Source organism: Nocardioides mangrovicus (genome assembly GCF_003674065.1).
Lineage (GTDB): Bacteria > Actinomycetota > Actinomycetes > Propionibacteriales > Nocardioidaceae > Marmoricola > Marmoricola mangrovicus.
The window spans coordinates 395,614-414,564 of record NZ_RDBE01000001.1; the positions used below are offsets into that span (position 1 = coordinate 395,614).

16 protein-coding genes are annotated in these 18,951 nt (G+C 71.9%); 4 read left to right on the top strand and 12 right to left on the bottom strand.

Annotated features, from left to right (window positions below; translation table 11 throughout):
* Positions 1 to 348: 348 nt before the first annotated feature.
* The 3 genes from D9V37_RS02020 (at position 349) to D9V37_RS02030 (ending at position 4,662) form a co-directional block, all read left to right on the top strand.
* Positions 349 to 1,704, top strand: coding sequence for a PhoH family protein (locus D9V37_RS02020; RefSeq protein WP_121804439.1), 1,356 nt, complete (start codon positions 349 to 351; stop codon positions 1,702 to 1,704).
* A 254-nt stretch (positions 1,705 to 1,958) separates the two neighbouring features.
* Positions 1,959 to 2,558: an aggregation-promoting factor C-terminal-like domain-containing protein gene (locus D9V37_RS02025; protein WP_121804440.1), complete on the top strand. Its 600-nt coding sequence runs from the start codon at positions 1,959 to 1,961 to the stop codon at positions 2,556 to 2,558.
* A 106-nt stretch (positions 2,559 to 2,664) separates the two neighbouring features.
* The gene (locus D9V37_RS02030; protein ID WP_121804441.1) at positions 2,665 to 4,662 is read left to right on the top strand and encodes a sensor domain-containing diguanylate cyclase; all 1,998 of its coding nucleotides are present in this window, start codon (positions 2,665 to 2,667) and stop codon (positions 4,660 to 4,662) included.
* Here D9V37_RS02030 and D9V37_RS02035 read toward each other — a convergent pair.
* From D9V37_RS02035 to D9V37_RS02080, 10 genes are all read right to left on the bottom strand, one after another.
* Positions 4,659 to 6,059, bottom strand: a complete 1,401-nt coding sequence (locus D9V37_RS02035) for a class II fumarate hydratase (protein WP_121804442.1) — start codon at positions 6,057 to 6,059, stop codon at positions 4,659 to 4,661. The two genes, D9V37_RS02030 and D9V37_RS02035, sit on opposite strands and share 4 nt — an antisense overlap.
* Positions 6,060 to 6,062: 3 nt before the next feature.
* Positions 6,063 to 6,737 (bottom strand): spermine/spermidine synthase domain-containing protein, encoded by a 675-nt coding sequence (locus D9V37_RS02040; RefSeq protein WP_121804443.1) that lies wholly within the window; start codon positions 6,735 to 6,737, stop codon positions 6,063 to 6,065.
* A gap of 62 nt (positions 6,738 to 6,799) precedes the next feature.
* Complete coding sequence (locus D9V37_RS02045) at positions 6,800 to 7,582, bottom strand: enoyl-CoA hydratase-related protein (protein WP_232524737.1); 783 nt, start codon at positions 7,580 to 7,582, stop codon at positions 6,800 to 6,802.
* A complete protein-coding gene (locus tag D9V37_RS02050; protein WP_121804445.1) occupies positions 7,582 to 8,727 on the bottom strand; it encodes an acyl-CoA dehydrogenase family protein in 1,146 nt (381 codons plus the stop codon). Before D9V37_RS02050 ends, D9V37_RS02045 begins: the two co-directional genes overlap by 1 nt.
* The gene (locus D9V37_RS02055) at positions 8,727 to 10,037 is read right to left on the bottom strand and encodes a flavin monoamine oxidase family protein (RefSeq protein ID WP_121804446.1); all 1,311 of its coding nucleotides are present in this window, start codon (positions 10,035 to 10,037) and stop codon (positions 8,727 to 8,729) included. Before D9V37_RS02055 ends, D9V37_RS02050 begins: the two co-directional genes overlap by 1 nt.
* Positions 10,038 to 10,079: 42 nt before the next feature.
* Positions 10,080 to 11,228, bottom strand: coding sequence for an ABC transporter ATP-binding protein (locus tag D9V37_RS02060; RefSeq protein WP_232524687.1), 1,149 nt, complete (start codon positions 11,226 to 11,228; stop codon positions 10,080 to 10,082).
* Positions 11,225 to 12,055 carry an ABC transporter permease gene (locus D9V37_RS02065; RefSeq protein WP_121804447.1) on the bottom strand — a complete coding sequence of 277 codons (831 nt, stop codon included), beginning with the start codon at positions 12,053 to 12,055 and terminating at the stop codon, positions 11,225 to 11,227. The genes D9V37_RS02060 and D9V37_RS02065 overlap by 4 nt, the downstream gene beginning before the upstream one ends.
* Positions 12,055 to 12,957, bottom strand: coding sequence for an ABC transporter permease (locus D9V37_RS02070; protein ID WP_121804448.1), 903 nt, complete (start codon positions 12,955 to 12,957; stop codon positions 12,055 to 12,057). The genes D9V37_RS02065 and D9V37_RS02070 overlap by 1 nt, the downstream gene beginning before the upstream one ends.
* The gene (locus D9V37_RS02075) at positions 12,957 to 14,072 is read right to left on the bottom strand and encodes a polyamine ABC transporter substrate-binding protein (RefSeq protein WP_121804449.1); all 1,116 of its coding nucleotides are present in this window, start codon (positions 14,070 to 14,072) and stop codon (positions 12,957 to 12,959) included. Before D9V37_RS02075 ends, D9V37_RS02070 begins: the two co-directional genes overlap by 1 nt.
* Positions 14,069 to 14,704: a TetR/AcrR family transcriptional regulator gene (locus D9V37_RS02080; protein ID WP_158604347.1), complete on the bottom strand. Its 636-nt coding sequence runs from the start codon at positions 14,702 to 14,704 to the stop codon at positions 14,069 to 14,071. Before D9V37_RS02080 ends, D9V37_RS02075 begins: the two co-directional genes overlap by 4 nt.
* A 56-nt stretch (positions 14,705 to 14,760) precedes the next feature.
* On the opposite strand from D9V37_RS02080, the gene D9V37_RS02085 reads away from it, so the two are divergent.
* Positions 14,761 to 16,860 carry an acetate--CoA ligase family protein gene (locus D9V37_RS02085; RefSeq protein ID WP_121804451.1) on the top strand — a complete coding sequence of 700 codons (2,100 nt, stop codon included), beginning with the start codon at positions 14,761 to 14,763 and terminating at the stop codon, positions 16,858 to 16,860.
* Positions 16,861 to 17,002: 142 nt separating this feature from the next.
* Here the strand turns inward: D9V37_RS02085 and D9V37_RS02090 are convergent, their stop codons facing one another.
* Positions 17,003 to 18,103 (bottom strand): aromatic ring-hydroxylating oxygenase subunit alpha, encoded by a 1,101-nt coding sequence (locus D9V37_RS02090; RefSeq protein WP_121804452.1) that lies wholly within the window; start codon positions 18,101 to 18,103, stop codon positions 17,003 to 17,005.
* Between the two features lie 84 nt (positions 18,104 to 18,187).
* Positions 18,188 to 18,865: an HNH endonuclease family protein gene (locus tag D9V37_RS02095; protein WP_198412317.1), complete on the bottom strand. Its 678-nt coding sequence runs from the start codon at positions 18,863 to 18,865 to the stop codon at positions 18,188 to 18,190.
* Positions 18,866 to 18,951: the final 86 nt, after the last annotated feature.

The window sequence follows — 18,951 nt, forward strand, 5'->3', positions numbered from 1 at the left end:
TCGGGAGGCAACCGCCCGGTTCGCCCGGATGTGGGCGGTGGCGCGGCCGCACCGCTGTGAGCCGTCCAGGCCGACGCTGCCCCTCGATCGCCGAAGGCAGCCACCCGCCCTCCCGCCGCCCAGCACTTAACCCCACCGTCATGCGCCAGCCAGCGTGTCGTCGTCATCTGCGCCACGGCTGAGTCGTACGTTCACGGAGTCGGGCGGTGGGGAAGCCGGTCGACCCGGGAGGCAGCTTCGTGGCTTTCACGATCGCACACCGCCCGGTCCGTGCGCCCCGCTCGCGGGGCCTGATCCGGACCGGGACGCGACGCTCGCGCGTGTGCCCGGTCGAACAGGGGATGAGCAGTGACCGCGTCGCCGAAGGTCCAGAGCACGACCGCCCGTAGGTCTCCTCACGAGCTGGGGAGCCGCCGTACCTACGTCCTCGACACCAGCGTCCTGCTGGCCGATCCGGGTGCGATCAACCGTTTCGAGGAGCACGAGGTGGTGCTTCCGGTGGTGGTCATCACCGAGTTGGAGGGCAAACGCCACCACCCCGAGCTCGGCTACTTCGCCCGCACGGCCCTGCGGCTGCTCGACGAGCTGCGGATCACCTACGGCCGCCTCGACGAGCCGGTGGCCGTCGGCGAGGTGGGCGGCACGGTGCGCGTCGAGCTGAACCACACCGACGCCACGACGCTGCCCTCGGGGTTCCGGCTCGGCGACAACGACACCCGGATCCTGGCCGTGGCCACCAACCTGGCCAACGAGGGCTACGCGGTGACGCTGGTCTCCAAGGACCTGCCGATGCGGATCAAGGCCTCGGCCGTCGGGCTCGACGCCGAGGAGTACCGCGCCGAGCTGGCCCACGAGTCCGAGACCGGCTGGACCGGGATGGCCGAGATGGAGGTCGGTGGCACCGACCTCGACGTCCTCTACGACGAGGGCGCGACCGACCTCGACGCGGCCCGCGACCTGCCCTGCCACACCGGGCTGGTGCTCCTCTCCGAGCGCGGCAGCGCGCTGGGGCGGGTCGGGCCCAACAAGCGCGTGCACCTGGTCCGCGGCGACCGCGAGGCCTTCGGGATCCACGGCCGCAGCGCGGAGCAGCGCGTCGCCCTGGAGCTGCTGCTCGACCCGGAGGTCGGCATCGTCTCCCTCGGCGGGCGCGCCGGCACCGGCAAGTCGGCCATGGCGCTGTGCGCCGGTCTGGAGGCGGTGCTCGAGCGGGGCCAGCACAAGAAGGTCGTGGTGTTCCGCCCGCTGTTCGCCGTCGGCGGGCAGGAGCTGGGCTACCTGCCCGGCAGCGAGTCGGAGAAGATGTCGCCCTGGGCGCAGGCCGTCTTCGACACGCTGGGGGCGCTGGCCGGGCCCGACCTCATCGACGAGGTGCTCGAGCGCGGCATGCTCGAGGTGCTTCCGCTGACCCACATCCGCGGCCGCTCGCTGCACGACGCGTTCGTCATCGTCGACGAGGCGCAGTCGCTCGAGCGCAATGTGCTGCTGACCGTGCTGTCGCGGATCGGCAGCAACTCCAAGGTCGTGCTCACCCACGACGTGGCCCAGCGCGACAACCTGCGCGTGGGCCGTCACGACGGCGTCGTCGCGGTGGTGGAGAAGCTCAAGGGCCATCCGTTGTTCGCCCACGTCACGTTGACCCGCTCCGAGCGCTCACCGATCGCCGCCCTGGTCACCGAGATGCTGGAGAACGTGACCTTGTGAATCGACCCGGGCTGGGGTCGATGTTCCTTGTGTGACTGATGGTTCTGGCGGGATCAGATAATCCCGGCAGTTCGGCCGTTCGAGTTGCACGGCCCCAGCCCGGTTCGACATGGTGGGGCGAACTTCGGCGCGTGACGACGCGTCGTGACGGCCCCCGACGTCGACGAAGTCTGTGAGATCTGCTGGTGCCCCCACGTACGAACTACGTCCCGAGACATCGAGACGTACCGGCCCCGTCCGCCCTGCGGACCGGCGTGCGCTCCGCTCTGCTCACCGGCGGCGTCGCCACCGTCGCGACCGGCATCTCGGTCTCCGGAGGGGTGCTGTCCACGGCGTCGCCGACCGCGGCACCGGCCGTCGCGGGCGATCTGGTCGACGCCAACCCCAGCCACGTCTCCCACAACGCGGCTCACGCGGCCACCGCGCTCTCCGATCGCAGCTCGGGCGTCTCGCGGTCCTCCGGCGACCGCCGCGCCGAGGCCGACCGCCTCAAGCAGGCCGCCCTGTCCAACGCCGGCGGCGTGGCCCGCACCTCGGTGGAGAAGATCAACTCCGAGGACCCTCGCGAACTGGCGCGGGCCCTGATGCCCGAGTACGGCCTGAAGACCTCGGAGTTCGGTTGCCTGGACCGCATCTGGACCCAGGAGTCGAAGTGGAACGTCCACGCCGACAACCCCAGCTCCTCGGCCTACGGCATCCCCCAGGCGCTGCCCGGCTCCAAGATGGCCTCGGCCGGCCCCGACTGGGCCAACAGCGCCGAGACCCAGATCCGCTGGGGTCTGGGCTACATCCAGCAGCGCTACGGCTCGGCCTGCTCCGCGTGGGGCTTCAAGGCCGGGCACGGCTGGTACTGAGCGCGGTCCCCAGCCCCGCCATTGCGGCACGGCGTTCCGTAACGACGTTTCCCACTATTTCGTCGTAAACCGGGCATAACGCGCAAGAATTCGACACACTGTCGCTATGACGATGGTGGAGCTGCCGTCTCGGATGTGGGGCGGCCTGGTGGCACTGCGCATCGCCTCCAGCGTCTCGTGCCTGCTCTACCTGGTGCTGGCCGTCGTGGACCTGGTCTCACACACCCACCCGCACGTGGCCGTGACCGCGGCGTTCAGCGTCGCCAGCGGGCTGGTGTGCGGGGTGGTCTCACGGATCGCCGATCGCGTGGAGGACCCGCGGACCGTCGAGCTGTTGCTCGTCGTGCTGTGCCTGGTACCCCTGGCCGACGTCCTGGCCGGGATCGCGGTGCTGCACGACATCACGATCACCTCCCTGCTCAACGTGACCTTCCTGGTCTTCGGAGTGCTGACCGTGCGCTGGCAGGTGCTCGGCGCGTTGCTCCTCGGCGGTGGGATGCTCTGGCTCCTGGAGGTCCACCTCCTCGGCTTCCCGGCCGACGACGTGCGCGGCCACGTCCAGCAGCTGCTGCTGCGCATGGTCCTCTCATGCGTCGTCTTCAAGATCCGCGACCGGCTCGACCAGGAGCTGACCCGTACCGGGGAGGCGCTGGACGAGCAGGCGCTGGCGCTCTCGCGGACCCGTGAGCTGCACGGGCGCGAGCTGAGCCGCTTCCGCTCGATGTTCCACAGCAGCCCGGTCGGCATCTTCGTCAGCGACATGGACGGCGTCATCCTCGACGCCAACGAGGCCACCGGTCGGATCCTGGGCGTTCCGCGCGAGCAGCTGATCGGCACGCTGGCCGAGGGCTACGTGCATCCCGACGAGCGGCTGAGCGCCGAGATGGTGCGCAAGCGGCGCGCGCACATGCACCTGAGCGGTCCGATCAGCGCGGAGCGCCGGGTCGTGCGTGGCGACGGCACCGAGATCACCCTCAACCTCTGGGCCACCGCGATCACCGGACCCGAGGGCGAGGCGTGGGTGCTCTCCCACGTCGACGACGTCACCTCACGCAAGGTGATGGAGCGCGACCTGATCCGCTCCCGCGACGGGCTGCGCGCCGTCGCCGACATCTCCTCGGCCTCCCAACGCGGCCTGGATCCGAGGCCGGTGGCCGTCGCTCACCTGGAGCGGCTGGCCGGGGCCGTCCACGTCTCGATCGCCGAACCCCTCGACGACCAGACGCTCGTCATCACCGGCTGCACCAAGCCCGAGCTCCGCGGCGTCCAGGTGGACCTCACCGAGCAGTCGGTCTCGGGCGACGTGTGGCGCAGCGGGAAGCCGATGTTCATCGCCGACGCGCCGCACGACCCCCGGGTCAATCCTGCGCTGCTCGGCCTGGTGGACCTGACCAGCATGATGTGGCAGCCGGTGGGCGAGGCGGACAGCCGGGTCGCGTTGGTGACCATCGGCTGGCCGCAGAACGTGGCCACGGTCGGCGCCATCGAGCGCGACGCGGTGCGTACCGTCGCCGCCGAGCTGGGCAGCGCCCTGGTGGCCGAACGGCTACGGCGCCAGCTGGAGGAGCGGTCGCGGGTCGACCCGCTCACCGGGCTGATGAACCGCCGCGGCTGGGACCACAGTGTCGCCGACATGCTCGCCCAGAGCCGCCGCACGGGCTCTCCCTTCGTGCTGGCCGTGGCCGACCTGGACCACTTCAAGCAGTTCAACGACGAGTTCGGGCACCTCGAGGGCGACATCCTGCTCTCGGGCTTCGCCGCCGCCGCCAACGCCACCGTGCGCGACGTCGACGTGATGGCGCGCTGGGGTGGTGAGGAGTTCGCGATCGCCCTGCGCGACTGCGACCTCTCCGACGCCCGGCCGGTGCTCGAGCGCATCCGCGCCGCCGTTCCCGCCGGTCGCACGTGCTCCATCGGGTTCGCGACCATCCGCCCGGGTGAATCGGTCGAGGAGTGCATGCGGCGCGCCGACGAGGCGCTCTACCGCGCCAAGAGCATGGGCCGCGACCGGATCGAGTACTCCCACGACGACGCCGGGGCGTCGGCCCAGACGGCACGGCCGGGGCGTACGGGGCGTACGGGCCGGCTCTCCGACCGCACCTAGGAGCGGGTCATGCTCCGGACGTCCAGGGCGGCGTCGAGCTGCTCCTCGGTGAGGTCGCCGCGCTCGAGGTGGCCCAGGGCGATGACGGTCTCGCGGATCGTCTGGTTGTTCGCCAACGCGGTCTTGGCGACCTTGGCGGCGGCCTCGTAGCCGATGTACTTGTTGAGCGGCGTCACGATCGACGGCGAGGACTCGGCGTAGGCGCGCATCCGCTCGGTATTGGCCGTGATGCCGTCGATGCAGCGCGTCGCGAGCGTGCGCGAGGCGGCCGCGAGCAGCCGGATCGACTCCAGCAGGTTGCGGGCGATGACCGGCAGCTGCACGTTGAGCTCGAAGAAGCCGCTGGCTCCGGCGGTGGTGACCGCGACGTCGTTGCCGATGACCTGCGAGCAGACCATCAGCGTCGCCTCGGGCAGCACGGGGTTCACCTTGCCGGGCATGATGCTCGAGCCCGGCTGCAGGTCGGGCAGCGCGATCTCGCCCAGGCCGGCCGTGGGGCCGCTGCCCATCCAGCGCAGGTCGTTGCAGACCTTGACCAGGCCGACGGCGATGGTGCGGAGCTGGCCGGAGAGCTCGACCAGCCCGTCCTGGCTGCCCTGGGCCTCGAAGTGGTTGCGCGCCTCGGTGAAGGCGAGCCCGGTGTCCTCCGCGAGCACGGCGATGGCCTTCTCGGCGAACCCGTCGGGGGTGTTGATGCCGGTGCCGACGGCGGTGCCGCCCAGTGGCAGCTCGAGCACGCGGGGGAGCGTGGCCTGCAGCCGCTCGACGCCCATTCGGACGATGGCGGCGTAGCCGCCGAACTCCTGGCCCAGCGTGACCGGCGTGGCGTCCATCAGGTGGGTACGGCCGGACTTGACCTGGTCGGCGAACTCGGTCGCCTTGGCCTCCAGGGAGCTGGCCAGCACCTCGAGAGAGGGCAGCAGGTCGTCGCTGGTCGACACCGCGGCCGCGACGTGGATCGAGGTCGGGAAGGTGTCGTTGGAGGACTGGCTGGCGTTGACGTCGTCGTTGGGGTGCAGCTCGGTGCCGGCGTGGGTGGCCAGGGTGGCCAGCACCTCGTTCATGTTCATGTTCGACGACGTGCCCGACCCGGTCTGGAAGACGTCGATCGGGAACTCACCGAGGTGCTCGCCGGCGACGATGGCGGCGGCCGCCTCGCGCACGGCCTGCGCCTGCTCGGGCTTGAGCACCTCCAGCTGCTCGTTGGCGGTGGCGGCGGCGGCCTTCACGCGCGCCATGGCCTTGATCAGCGACGGTTCGATGGGGGTGCCGCTGATGGGGAAGTTCTCCACCGCCCGCTGGGTCTGGGCGCGCCACAGCGCGGCCTTCGGCACCTGCACCTCGCCCATCGAGTCGTGCTCGATGCGGAACTCGTCGCTGTCCTGGGGTGAGGTCATGGCTCACACGGTAGTGCGCCCGCCGATGAGCCAGTACAGCTCCTCCCGCCCCTGCAGGTCCACAGGGTGCGCCGCGCTCGCTGCCTCGCCGAGCACCCTGCGCAGCGCCGCCTCCAGCTCGGGGGCGGGCGCAGCCGACCAGACCGCGACGGCGCCGCCCGGGCGCAGCATCGCGGCCACGGCGCCCAGGAACGGCTCCTCGTAGAGGGCCGCGTTGGCCTGGTGCACCAGGTTGGCGGGGCCGTTGTCGACGTCGAGGAGCAGCAGGTCGTAGGAGGCCGGACCGGCCTCGCGCACTGCCGCCGCGACGTCGGCCACGACGACGTCGAGCCGCTCGTCGGCCAGCACGGCCGGCCCGTGCGGGACCGTGCCCTGCCGCATCCACTCCACCAGCGTCGGCTCGATCTCGACCACGCAGCACCGGTGCACTCGCGGGTCGGCCAGCACCTCGCGGGCGGTGAAGCCCAGGCCCAGGCCGCCGACCATCACCCGGCGCGGGTCGGCGACGAGCGCGAGCGAGGCGGTGGCGAGCACGCGCTCGGTGCTGGTCTCGCGGGTGTCCATGACGAACAGGCCGTTGGCGCGCAGCTCGACCACAGCTCCGAGGGCGTCCTCCCGTTCGCGCAGCACCAGCTCTCCGCGCTCGGTCTCGACGCGCGCCAGCTCCCGACCAGGCATGCTCCCCTCGATATCAGATCCCGCCGTGACACGAGCGCTCGACGAGCGCCCGGTGGTCGGGCCTACCGCCCCTTCCAGACCGGCGGGCGCTTCTCGGCGAAGGCGCGGAAGCCCTCCTGGTTGTCCTCGGAGCCGTAGAGGGCGTCGACGGTGGGCAGCTCGCGGCGGGTCACGCGGTCCAGCGTGGACTGGAAGTCGGCCCCCTCGGCGGCGCGCGCGGTCTCCTTGATGGCGGCGAAGACCAGCGGCGGGCCGGACTCCAGCAGCCGGGCGACCTCCCAGACGCGGGCGTACATCGCCTCGGCGTCGGGGAGCACCTGGTTGACCAGGCCCCAACGGTGGGCCTCGTCCGCCTCCATCCAGCGTCCGGTGAGCAGCAGCTCCATCGCCACGTGGTACGGCATCCGCTTGGGCAGCTTGATGGTGGCGGCGTCGGCCAGCGTGCCGGCGTTGATCTCCGGCAGTCCGAAGCGGACGTCGGCGACGGCGTAGATCAGGTCGCAGGAGAGCGCGAGCTCGAACCCGCCTCCCACGGCCATGCCCTCGACGGCGGCGATCACCGGCTTGTCGAGGCCCGGCAGCTCCTGCAGGCCGCCGAACCCGCCGACGCCGTAGTCGCCGTCGACCGCGTCGCCGGCCGCCGCGGCCTTGAGGTCGAAGCCGGCTGAGTAGAACTTCTCCCCGGCCGTGCGCATGATGCCGACGCGTAGGTCGGGGTCGTCGCGGAACGCCGCCCACGCCTCGCCCAGCAGCCGCGAGGTGGCGAGGTCGATGGCGTTGGCCTTCGGACGGTCGAGGGTGACCTCGTAGATGCCGCCATCGCGGCGCGTCGAGACGGGCTCCATCACGCGCCGAGCGGCCGCAGCAGCGAGCGGGAGATGATGTGCCGCTGGATCTCCGACGTGCCGTCCCAGATCCGCTCGATGCGGGCGTCGCGCCAGATCCGCTCCAGCGGCAGCTCGTCCATGAGACCCATGCCGCCGTGGATCTGGATCGCCTCGTCGGCCACCATCGCCAGCATCTCCGAGGCCTTGAGCTTGGCGGCGGCGATGTCGGCGTCGGTGCAGGTGCCCTGGTCGTACTTCCACGCCGCCTCGAGCGTCATCAGCTCGGCCGCCTTCAGCTCCACGCGCATGTCGGCCAGCTTGAACCCGATGCCCTGGAAGCGGCCGATCTTCTGCCCGAACTGCTCGCGCTCGGCGGCATGGCGCACCGCGAGGTCCAGCGCCCGCTCGGCGCGGCCGAGACAGCCGGCCGCCACCTGCAGCCGCGTCGAGCCGAGCCAGGTGCCGGCCAGGTCGAAGCCGGCGCCCTCCTCGCCCAGCAGCGAGTCGTCGGGCACCAGGCAGTCGAAGTCGAGGATGGCGTTGGTGTAGCCGCGGTGGGAGACGTTGCGGTAGCCCTCGTGGACGACGACGCCGGGTGTGTCGAGGTCGATGAGGAACGACGAGATCGCCTTGCCGTCCTCGGTCTCGTCGCTGCGCGCGAACAAGATGACGAAGTCGGCCTCGTGCGCGTGGCTGATGAAGTGCTTGGTGCCCGTGATCCGCCAGCCGTCGCCCTCGCGCCGGGCCCGGGTGCGCATGCCCCGCAGGTCGGAGCCGGCGCCGGGCTCGGTCATCGCCAGACAGTCGCGCCGCTGGCCGCGCACGCTGGGGAGCAGGTAGCGCTCCCGCTGGGCTTCGGTGCCGGCGAGCATGATGTTCGAGGGCCGCCCGACCGCGGAGTGCAGCGCGTAGCCGGCCTTGCCCAGCTCCTTCTCGTAAAGCACCCAGGTGACCGTGTCGAGGCCGGCGCCGCCGACCTCCTCGGGCATGTTGGCGGCGTAGAGGCCGACGTCGATCGCCTTGCCGGCGATCTCGGCGGCCAGCTCGGGACGCAGCACGCCCGTGCGCTCGACCTCCTCCTCGTGCGGGTAGAGCTCCCGCTCGACGAAGGTCCGGGTCGTGGCGACGACCGCTCGCTGCTCCTCGGTGAGCCCGAAGTCCATCAGTGCTGCTCTCCCCACAGTGCTCGTGCGGCCGCCCGCCCGGTGCGGACGGCCCCCTCCATGTAGCCGGCGACCCACTGGTCGGAGCCGCAGACGTAGAACGGTGGCTCGTGCGTGCCGTGCAGCGGCCCGACAGCCTCGACGTCGCCGGGCCGCCACTGCGTGACGTAGCCCTGGGTCCACGGGTCGGTGCCCCACCAGCGAGTCCAGGTGCTCATCGGGGTCAGTGCCTGCGGACCGTAGAGGGCTGCGAGCTGGGCCAGTGCCTCGCGCTCGCGCGTGGCCGGGTCGGCCGCTGCGAACGCCGCGAACCGCTCGGGCGGCACCAGCGCCGAGAGCACACCGTCGCTCTGCGGCCAGGTGGAGCCCAGCACGCCCTCGCTCTCGGCCAGCGCGTTCTGGCCGTGCTCGCGCCAAAACGGTGCGTCGTAGGCGGCGACGTACTTGGCGGCCCAGGCGTGACGCTGCCGGCGCAGCGAGGTCAACCGGGCGTCGCCGACGCCGGTGATCTCGAGGTCGCGGGCCGGACCGGCCGGCACGGCCAGCACCACGGCGTCGGCGGTGAGCACCTCGCCGGCCGCGGTGGTGACCCGACAGGTGGGGCCGACCTCGATGCGGGAGACCGGCGTGGCCAGGCGCAGGTCGCGCAGCCCGTCGGCCATCCGCAGGGCCACGGTGGCCGAGCCCTCGGCGACCCGCTGGTTCTCCCACTCGCCGACGTCGTAGGACCCCGACCCGCCTCCCACCGCGATCTTGCGGGCGTAGGCGAACATGCTCTGCCGCTCGATGGAGCCGTCGGCCAGGCTCAGGTGCACCAGCTCCATGGCCCGCACCACCGCCGGCGTGCCTCCGGCGGCGCGGACGAAGTCGCCGACGCTCATCGCGTCGAGGCGGTGCAGGTCCGGGCACGACCAGGGGTCGTCGGGGTCGATGCCGGCCACCACCTTGCGCAGCGCCTCCTCGACGACGTCGTAGGAGGCGACGTCGTCGCCGCCGAACCACGCGGGCGGCTCCCCGACGTCCACGGACTCGGGAATCTGCCGGGTGATCTCGCCCGGCTCGGCCACGTAGCTGGGCACCATGGTCAGCCCGAGCTCGGCCACCAGACCCAGGTACGCGGTGTGCGCGTCGCCGACGACCTCGCCGCCGAGCTGCACCAGCCGGCCGTCGGGCAGCTCCACCTGCTCCACCCGCCCGCCGGGTCGCGGGCGTGCCTCGAGCACGGTCACGTCCGCCCCGCCGGCCTCGAGGTCGCGGGCGGCGCAGAGCCCCGCCAGGCCTGCCCCGACGACCAGGACGCCGGTGGTCATCGCGCGGCCCCGCGAGCCCGCAGTCCCATCACCACAGCCCCCTCACCGCAGCACCACCCCGTGCTCGGGCAGCCATCCCAGCTCGACCTGCGCGCCCTTGGTCCAGCGGTCCTCGGGCCGCATCCGGGGGAGGTTCTGCTCGAGCACGGTGAGGGTGACGCCGGGGGCGACGTCGACCAGGTACTGCGTGGTGGCGCCGTGGTAGCTGGACGCTGCCACGCGTCCCGGCACCCGAACCATCGCGTCGGTGAGCTCGGAGAGCCAGATCTTCTCCGGGCGCACGGCCACGCTCACCGACTCGCCGTCCACCAGACCCTCGCCCGAGACCGGCACGGCCAGCCCGTCGCAGACGTGGACGCGGCCGGCGCGGTAGGTGCCGGGCATCAGGTTGCTGGTGCCGATGAAGCCGGCCGCGAACACCGAGGTCGGGTTCTCGTAGACGTCCTCGGGTGTGCCGCACTGCTCGATGAGGCCGTCGTGCATGATCGCGATCCGGTCGCTCATGCTCATCGCCTCGTCCTGGTCGTGGGTGACGAACAAGAAGGTGATGCCGACCTCGCGCTGGATGGCCTTCAGCTCCAGCTGCATGGCCCGGCGCAGCTTGAGGTCCAGGGCGGCCAGCGGCTCGTCGAGCAGCAGGAGCTGCGGCCGGTTGACGATCGCGCGGGCCAGCGCGACGCGCTGCCGCTGGCCGCCTGAGAGCTGCGCCGGGCGATCGCGGGCGCGGTCGGCCAGCTGCACCAGCTCCAGCGCCTCGGCGACGCGACGGTCGGCCTCACCTCGGTCGATCCCCTTGCGGCGCAGGCCGAAGCCGACGTTGCGGCGCACGTCGAGGTGGTCGAAGAGCGCGTAGCTCTGGAAGACGGTGTTGACGTCGCGACGGTGCGGCGGCACCGAGGTGACGTCCTCGCCGCCCACCTCGATGGTGCCGGCGGTCGGGTCGGAGAAGCCGGCGATCATCCGCAGCGTGGTGGTCTTGCCGCAGCCGGAGGGGCCGAGGAGGGAGAAGAACTCACCGCGGCCGATCTCGAGGTCGAGGGCGTCGACGACCGTCTGTCCGCCGAAGGTCTTGGTCAGCCCACGCAGCCGTACGGCGCTCTCGGGGCCGGGCGAACGGGCCTCGCCGGGCTGCCCGGGCACGGCGGGACGGCGGTGGAGCGGGGTCTGCGCCGTGGGAGGGGGGATGGTCACGAGCGTTCGCCTCCGGTGATCAGGTCCAGTCCGCCGGCGCCGCCGCGGCGCAGCAGCCGCGGCGCCACCAGCGCCAGCACGATGAGCAGGGCCGAGAACGCCAGCACGACGGTGCCGACGGCGTTGATGGCGGGGGAGACCCCGAACCGGATCGAGGAGTAGATGCGCACCGGCAGCGGTTGCGGGTCGACGCCGGTGGTGAAGAAGGCCAGCACGAAGTCGTCGAAGACCAGCGCGAACACCAGCAGTCCCGCGCCGACCAGCGCGGGCACCAGGGTCGGCAGCGTCACCAGCCGCACCGCCTGCCACGGCGTGCAGCCCAGGTCGCGGGCGGCCTCCTCGACCTCCGGCGACATCGCGGCCAGCCGGCCGCGGACGATGACGGTCACGTAGGCGATGGAGAAGGTGATCTCGGCCAGCGTCACCGTCAGCAGCGACAGCTTGAGCCCCAGGCCGTGGAAGAACAGCAGGGCCGCGACGCCGGTGACGATCTCGGGGGTGACGAGAGGCAGCAGCGTGACGGCGCCGACCGCGCGGCCGGTGCGCGAGCTGATCCGTTCCAGGCCCAGCGCCAGCATCGTCCCCAGCACCAGCGCGCCCACGGCCGAGACCGTCGCGATCGCGATGCTGGCCAGCAGCGAGCGGATCAGCGAGTCGTCGTGGAAGAAGCTGGCGTACCAGCGGGTGCTCACGCCGCCGAAGGTCGACAGCGACCGGATGCTGTTGAAGCTGAACACCACCACCGCCACGATCGGGGCGTAGAGCCAGGCGAAGAACAGCACCGTGACGACGCTCGCCAGGCGTGGCCGCCGCTCGACGCCGGCCATCAGGCCTCCCGCCGCCGGGTCGTCGTGGCGCGCAGGTAGCCGACCATCAACACCGTCAGCCCGATCATCATGGCCACGGTCATCGCCGAGCCGAGCGGCCAGTTCTGGCCTTCGAGGAACTGCTGCTGGATCAAGTTGCCGATCATGTAGGTGTCGGGCCCGCCGAGCAGCTGGGCGCTGACGAAGTCGCCCAGCGCGGGCAGGAACACCAGCAGCATGCCGCCGAAGAGCCCGGCCCGGGTGGCCGGCAGCGTCACGGACCAGAACGTGCGCAGCGGGCTGTGGTAGAGGTCCTTGCCCGCCTCCACCAGCGAGCGGTCCATCCGCTCCAGGGCGGCGTAGACCGGCAGGATCATGTACACCACGTAGCCGTAGACCAGGCCGCCGACGACGGCGTACGGGGTGTTGAGGAAGCTGACGCCGCCGCCGAGGTGGGCCTTGCGGATGACGCTGTTGACCACGCCGTCGTCGCCCAGCATCGCCGACCAGGCGTACATCCGGATCAGGTAGCTGGCGAAGAACGGCACCACGATCGCCGCGACCAGCAGGTTCTTGAACCGGCCGCCGTACAGGGCGATGACGTAGGCCACGGGGTACGCGATGAGCGCGCACACGAGCGTGGTGGCCACCGCGTAGGTGAGCGAGCGCAGGAACAGCCGCAGGTACACCTCGTCCCACAGCGCGTCGTAGTTGGTGAGGCGGTGGCCGAACACCGGCTGGCCGTCCTGCTGCGTGCGTCCGAAGGAGAGCAGCACGACGATCACCATGCTGGACACGAAGAACACGACGATCCAGGCCGCCGGCAGCGCGAGCAGCAGGTCCCACAGCCGGGTCCGGCGGACGGGCCGGCGCACCGGGCGCGCCTCTCGTTCCAGCGTGGCGGTCAGGTGGGGTGAGTCCATCAGCTGGCCTTGATGTCGGTCCAGGCGGCCGTGCGGCGGTGCACGGCGTCGGTGGAGAGCAGCCGGAAGACGTTCGGGTTCTCCAGGTCGGTGACGTCGACGTTGCAGGCCGGCACGTCCTTGGCCAGCTCCTCGAAGTGGGCGACCGCGTCCTTCACCGGGAACGGGTAGCACAGGTAGTCGATGTTCTTGATCGCGTTCTCGGGGCGCAGCAGCCAGTCGATGAAGAGCATCGCCGTGCCGGGGTGGGGCGCGTCGGCCGGGATGCAGTAGGCGTCGGAGTTGATCGGCACGCCCTCCTTCGGCGCCTCGAAGTCGTACAGCTTCTGGTACTTGGCGATGTCGGTGCGCAGGTACATGAAGTCACCGCTCCACATGTGGTGGATCCAGGCGTCGCCGCGCGCCATGTCGTTGACGTCGTCGGAGGAGTAGGCGCGCAGGTACTTCTTCTGGCTGATCAGGAGCTTCGTGATCGCGTCGAGCTCCTTGGGCTTGGCGGTGTTGACGTTGTAGCCCAGCAGCAGCGCACCCATCGCCAGCGCCTCGTCCTGGTCGTCGAGGGTGAAGATGTGCTTGGTCGCCTCGGTGTTCCACAGGTCGCGCCAGCTGCCGGTCATCGCCGAGACCCGGTCGGTGCGCCAGGCGATGCCGGTCTTGTAGACGGTGAAGGGCACCGAGGCGCGCGAGCCGCGGTCGTACCAGGGATCGTTGAAGTAGGACCCGGAGTAGAAGACCTGGTCGGCGTTGCTCAGCTGGGCGTGGTCGATGGCGCGGAGCCGGCCCTCCTGGCGCAGCTTCACGACCCACTTGGCGATCGGGAAGACGATGTCGTACTGGTTGCCGGCCTGGAGCTTGGCGTACATGCCCTCCATCGAGTCGAAGTTCGACTGGATGATCTTGACGCCGTACTCCTTCTCGAAGCCCTTGAGCACGCTGGGGTCGAGGTAGTCGGCCCAGTTGAAGTAGACGAGGTCGCCGTCGACCTTCGCCTTGGCCGACCGCTTCAAGGTGGCGTGGACCTGCTGGTCGCTGGGGATGTAGGCGCACCCGGCGGTCGCCGCGGCCGCCCCCAGGGCCGCCGACCGCAGCAGGGTGCGGCGGCGCAGGCCGGTCATCGTTGTGAGAGCTGGTAGACGCCGTCGCGCACCGGCGAGGGCAGCGGACCGTGATGCCCGACCAGCCGGCCGGCGGCGACCGCCACGCGCTCGCGGGCGTCGGCGAGGCTGAGGTCGTCGGGGGCCAGCACCCGCTCGCCGATGCCGTCGCACAGGGCCACGACCGCCTCCGCGGTGGTGCGCACCTCGCGGGCCGGCAGCTCGAAGACGCCGGCCTCGACGCCCTCGAAGACGATGTCGGCGACGGCGGTGTAGAGCGTCTCGTAGAGCTCCAGGCTGGCCTTGGCCAGCTCGGGCTGGCGCAGGCTGAGCACCTCGAACTCCTGCCACAGCAGCCAGTCGTGCCGCAGCCGGTCGTCGCTGGGCAGGCAGCGGTCCAAGAACGCGGCCAACCGCTGCGCGGGGTGGGTGCCGGCGCGGTCGAGGGCCTGCACCGTGAGCTCGTCGGAGAGGTGGGAGGAGAAGGTGAGCACCTCGGCGAAGAGCTGCTCCTTGGTGTCGAAGTGGTAGTGCAGCAGCCCCGAGGAGACCCCGGCCTCCCGGGCGATCGCCGCCATGCGCACCCCGGCCAGCCCGTCGCGGACGATGCAGTCGGCGGCCGCGGTGAGGATGCGCTGTCGGGCGTCGGTCACCGGACTCACCACCATTTCTGACTGCTCAGTCAGTCAGGGATGCTAGGGTCGCCACCGTGGCGTGTCAAGAATCACACCGCTTTGCCACGGCCGGCGACCCGGTCGACCTGAGCGCGCTGTTCGACCCCGCGAGCATCGCCGTGGTCGGGGCCAGCGCGGATCCGGCGAAGTGGGGCCACATCCTCAGCCGGCGGGCCGTGGAGTCCGCCTCCTCGGTCCGCCGGCGCGAGGTCGCCCTGGTCAACCGCGCGGGCGTCCCGGTGCTGGGCCGGGCGACGTACGAGTCGCTGGCCGCGGCGCACGCGGGGCTGGGGACGTCGCTGGAGCTCGTGGTGGTCTGCGTGCCCGCGGCTGCGCTGGTGGCGACGGTGGCCGAAGCGGTGGCCTCCGGGGCCCGGGCGATCGTCGCCATCACCGCCGGGCTGGCCGAGATGGGGGCCGACGGCGCCCGGCTGGAGGCCGAGGCCGTCGCGGTCGCGCGGGCGGGCGGCGCGGTGCTGGTCGGTCCCAACTGCCTCGGGGTGGCCGACACCGGTGCCGGGCTGCAGCTGGGCCACGCCCGGCTGCCCGCCGGCGAGGTGACGGTGCTCAGCCAGAGCGGCAACCTCGTGCTCGACCTCGCCGACCTGCTGGCCCAGCGCGACCTGGGCGTGGCCCGTTTCGTCTCGCTGGGCAACCAGGCCCAGCTCACCGTGGTCGAGGCGATGCGCGGGTGCCTCGACCACGACGGCACGCGGGCGGTGGCCCTCTACGTCGAGGACGTCGTCGACGGCCGCGCGTTCGTGGCCGCCGCCGGAGAACTCGTGCGCGCCGGCAAGCCGGTCGTGCTCCTCTCTCCGGGTCGCTCCGAGGCGGCCGTGCGCAGCGCGGTCTCGCACACCGGCTCGATGACCAGCGCCAGCCAGGTCGTCGACGCCGCCTGCGTCGCCGCCGGCGTCCGCCGCGTGGACGACCCGGTGCGCATGGCCGACCTGCTCGAGGGGCTGCTGGGCCGGCGTCGGCTGCAGGGCCGGCGGGTCGCCGTCGTCACCGACGGCGGCGGGCACGGTGCGGTGGCCGCCGACGCACTGGTGGACGCCGGCCTGGAGGTGCCGCTGCTCGAGCCGGTCACCCGCGAGCGGCTGCGCTCGGTGCTGCGGCCCAGCTCCACCACCTCCAACCCGGTGGACCTGGCCGGCGCCGGTGACCGCGACCCCACGGCTTACGCCCTGGCGGTCACCTCGCTGCTCGATGCCGCCGATGTCGACGGAGTGCTGCTCACCGGCTGGTTCGGCGGCTACTCCAGCCAGGCCGACGGTCCAGGCGAGCTGGAGCTCGCCGCCGCGGCCACGATCGCCGAGGCCGTGACCGCGCAGCCCAAGGCGCTGGTGGTGCACACCGTCTTCCCCGACAGCCCCACCGCCCTGGTGCTGCGGGCCGCGGGCGTGCCCGTGCACCGCGACGTGCGCCGTGCGGCGGGGTTGCTGGCGGCGCTGAGCGCGGTCGACTCGCCGGGCTCGCCGGACCTGCCGGCCCCGGCCGCGCCCGTGAGCGACCTCGGCTACGCCGCCGCCCGCACCCTCCTGACCGAGGCGGGACTGCGGTTCCCGGTGGCTCGCGAGGTGGTCGACGCCGCCGACATCGAGGCGGCGGTGCGCCAGACCGGCTTCCCCCTGGTGCTCAAGGCACTGGGTGCGGTGCACAAGTCCGACTCCGGGGGCGTGGTGCTGGGTCTCACCGACCTCGCGGCCGCGCGCGCGGCGTACGCCGACCTGGTCCAGCGGCTCGATCCGCCGTCGGTCTCGGTGGAGGCGATGGCCGACCTCGGCGCGGGCGTCGAGGTGATCGCCGGCTGCGTGCGCGACCGGACGTTCGGCCCGGTGCTGCTGGTCGGGCTGGGCGGCGTGCACGCCGAGGTACTGGCCGACACCGCGTGCGCACTCCCGCCGGTCACTGCCGCGCGCGCCCGCGAGCTGCTGCTCTCGCTGCGCGCAGCACCGCTGCTCACCGGAGTCCGGGGCCGTCCGCCGGTCGACCTCGACGCTCTGGCCGAGGCGGTCGGCGTCGTCTCCCGGGTCGCCGCCGCGCATCCCGAGCTGGTCGAGATCGAGGTGAATCCGCTGCTGGCCCTGCCGAGCGGGTGTCTGGCGCTGGACGCGCGCCTCGTGCCCCGCTGAGGCGTCACATCCTCGTGCGTGTGGGGTGGCGAGGCGTCGCATCCTGACGGCCGTCCCCGAGGTTCATGCCCACCCCGCGGCTGCCGTCGGCCGCGCACACGTCCCGGGTGCCTGTGGTCTCGGCTCCCGGCTCGCCCGGGGCTCACTCGACGTCGCGGCGGTAGCGCTCGTCGAAGGCGTGGACGAAGGAGTCCTTGGCCGGGAAGACGCCGTGGGTGAAGGCGCGCGAGGCGACGCCGACCTGGACGCGCTCGCAGGCCTCGTTGTCCTGCCGGGTGACCAGCTCGTTGAACTCCACCACCGGCGAGGGGTCGAAGTCGGGGTCCTCGAGCGCCTCGGGGCTGAACAGGTACTCCGTCACCAGCCGGCAGCTGCGGGGACCGGTCGGGAACACCGCGGTGGCCAGCGCCGTGGAGCCGTCGACGTCGAGGAACATCGTCGGGTAGACGGCCGCGCCGAAGTAGGCGGCCGGCCCTTCCTGCTCGCGCAGTCCCGGCAGCAGCGGCAGCCGCAGCCGCGGGTCGACGGCGAGCGTGGTGCGTCCGTCGGCCAGCGTGACGCCGCCGTCGTCGCGGCCGGTCTCGGTCACCCAGCCCTTCTTGTACGCCGGCACGACGGCCACGAGCTCGGGGTGCACGGTGGGGCAGTGGAGGCACTCCTGGTAGTTCTCCAGCACGATCTTCCAGTTGGCGGCGACGTCGACGGTGGAGATGTGCCCGATGCGCAGCTCGGCCAGCCCGACGCGGGCCAGGGAGAGCGCGTCGTCGGTCTGGTCGGCCAGGTGCTCCAGCAACGCACGCGGCTCCTCGCGGGAGAGGTTGACGAAGCAGAACCCCTCCCACACCTCGACGCGCACCGGCCACAGCGAGGTGGTCTCGCGGTCGATCTCGTCCTTCTCGATCATCGGCGTCTGCACGAGCGTGCCGTCGAGGGCGTAGCCCCACGCGTGGTACGGACAACGCAGGTGGCTGCGGGTGAAGCCCTGCTCGTCCTCGCACAGCCGAGATCCACGGTGCCGGCAGACGTTGTAGAAGCCGCGGATCACCTCGTCCTTGCCGCGCACCAGCAGGATGCTCTCGCCGGCGATCTCGGCGCGCAGCCACGATCCCGGCCGGGGGAGCCGCTCGGCCCGCGCGACGTAGACCCAGTTGCGGTAGAACACCCGCTCCTGATCCACCCGCCAGGTCTCCTCGGAGTGGTACGCCGAGCCGGGCAGGGTGGTGCGGACGGGGTGCGTGGTCATGTCGACTCCTTCGCGACTGACTGTACAGTCAGTCAGGCCGGAGTGACAGGCCTCACCAGTCGGGGACGATCTGGTCCACGAGATCTACTCCGAGACGACGCTGACCGTGATCGTCGGGTTGCCGCAGCTCGCCGCCTGGTCGGAGATCGCGGCCTTCTCCGCGGAGTCCTGGGTCAGGCCCCACCGGATCTTCACCGCGACCCAGTGCTCGACGTAGGCGCAGTCGTCGTCGGCGGGCAGCCACTCGGCGGGGTCGCGGTCGCCCTTGGAGCGGTTGGAGGAGGCCGAGACGGCGGCCAGCGTGCGGTCGTCGCCGAGGTCGTTGGCGTAGTCCTCACGGTGCTGGGCGGTCCACGCCGAGGCGCCGGAGTCCCAGGCCTCAGCCAGCGGGACGAGGTGGTCGATGTCGAAGTCGGAGGCGTCGGTGGTGGTGACGCCGTCGTAGCTGGAGTACCACTCACCGCCATTGAGCGAGCAGCTCGAGCCGACCGTCGGCGCCTGCGTGGCCTCGGCGATGAGCACCTCGTCGCGGGTGTCGCAGCCGTTGCCGTCGGCGTCGACCCAGATCGTGAACTTCGTCCGCTCGTAGCCGGTGCGGTCCTCGGCGGCGACCGGGATGTGGGAGATCGCGGTCGACAGGGAGGCGCTGTAGGAGGAGTCGGCCCGAGCAGCAGCATGGGCGGCGGGTGCGTTGAGCGGCACCAGCACGAGGGTGGCGGCGGCAGCGGTCAGGACGCGCAGTGGGGTGAGCACGGCGTCCACGCTGACGAGGGTGCCGGCCGGGCGGAACCCTCATGTCCGTGCACTGCACAGGTATGAGCAAACGGCCGGCCACGTGCGTTTGAATA

Bases quoted from the DNA above. Each gene is read 5' to 3' on its own strand.
- D9V37_RS02030 (WP_121804441.1), top strand. From the start codon at position 2,665: ATGACGATGGTGGAGCTGCCGTCTCGGATGTGGGGCGGCCTGGTGGCA.
- D9V37_RS02035 (WP_121804442.1), bottom strand. From the start codon at position 6,059: ATGACCTCACCCCAGGACAGCGACGAGTTCCGCATCGAGCACGACTCG.
- D9V37_RS02040 (WP_121804443.1), bottom strand. From the start codon at position 6,737: ATGCCTGGTCGGGAGCTGGCGCGCGTCGAGACCGAGCGCGGAGAGCTG.
- D9V37_RS02045 (WP_232524737.1), bottom strand. From the start codon at position 7,582: ATGGAGCCCGTCTCGACGCGCCGCGATGGCGGCATCTACGAGGTCACC.
- D9V37_RS02050 (WP_121804445.1), bottom strand. From the start codon at position 8,727: ATGGACTTCGGGCTCACCGAGGAGCAGCGAGCGGTCGTCGCCACGACC.
- D9V37_RS02055 (WP_121804446.1), bottom strand. From the start codon at position 10,037: ATGACCACCGGCGTCCTGGTCGTCGGGGCAGGCCTGGCGGGGCTCTGC.
- D9V37_RS02065 (WP_121804447.1), bottom strand. From the start codon at position 12,055: ATGGCCGGCGTCGAGCGGCGGCCACGCCTGGCGAGCGTCGTCACGGTG.
- D9V37_RS02070 (WP_121804448.1), bottom strand. From the start codon at position 12,957: ATGGACTCACCCCACCTGACCGCCACGCTGGAACGAGAGGCGCGCCCG.
- D9V37_RS02075 (WP_121804449.1), bottom strand. From the start codon at position 14,072: ATGACCGGCCTGCGCCGCCGCACCCTGCTGCGGTCGGCGGCCCTGGGG.
- D9V37_RS02090 (WP_121804452.1), bottom strand. From the start codon at position 18,103: ATGACCACGCACCCCGTCCGCACCACCCTGCCCGGCTCGGCGTACCAC.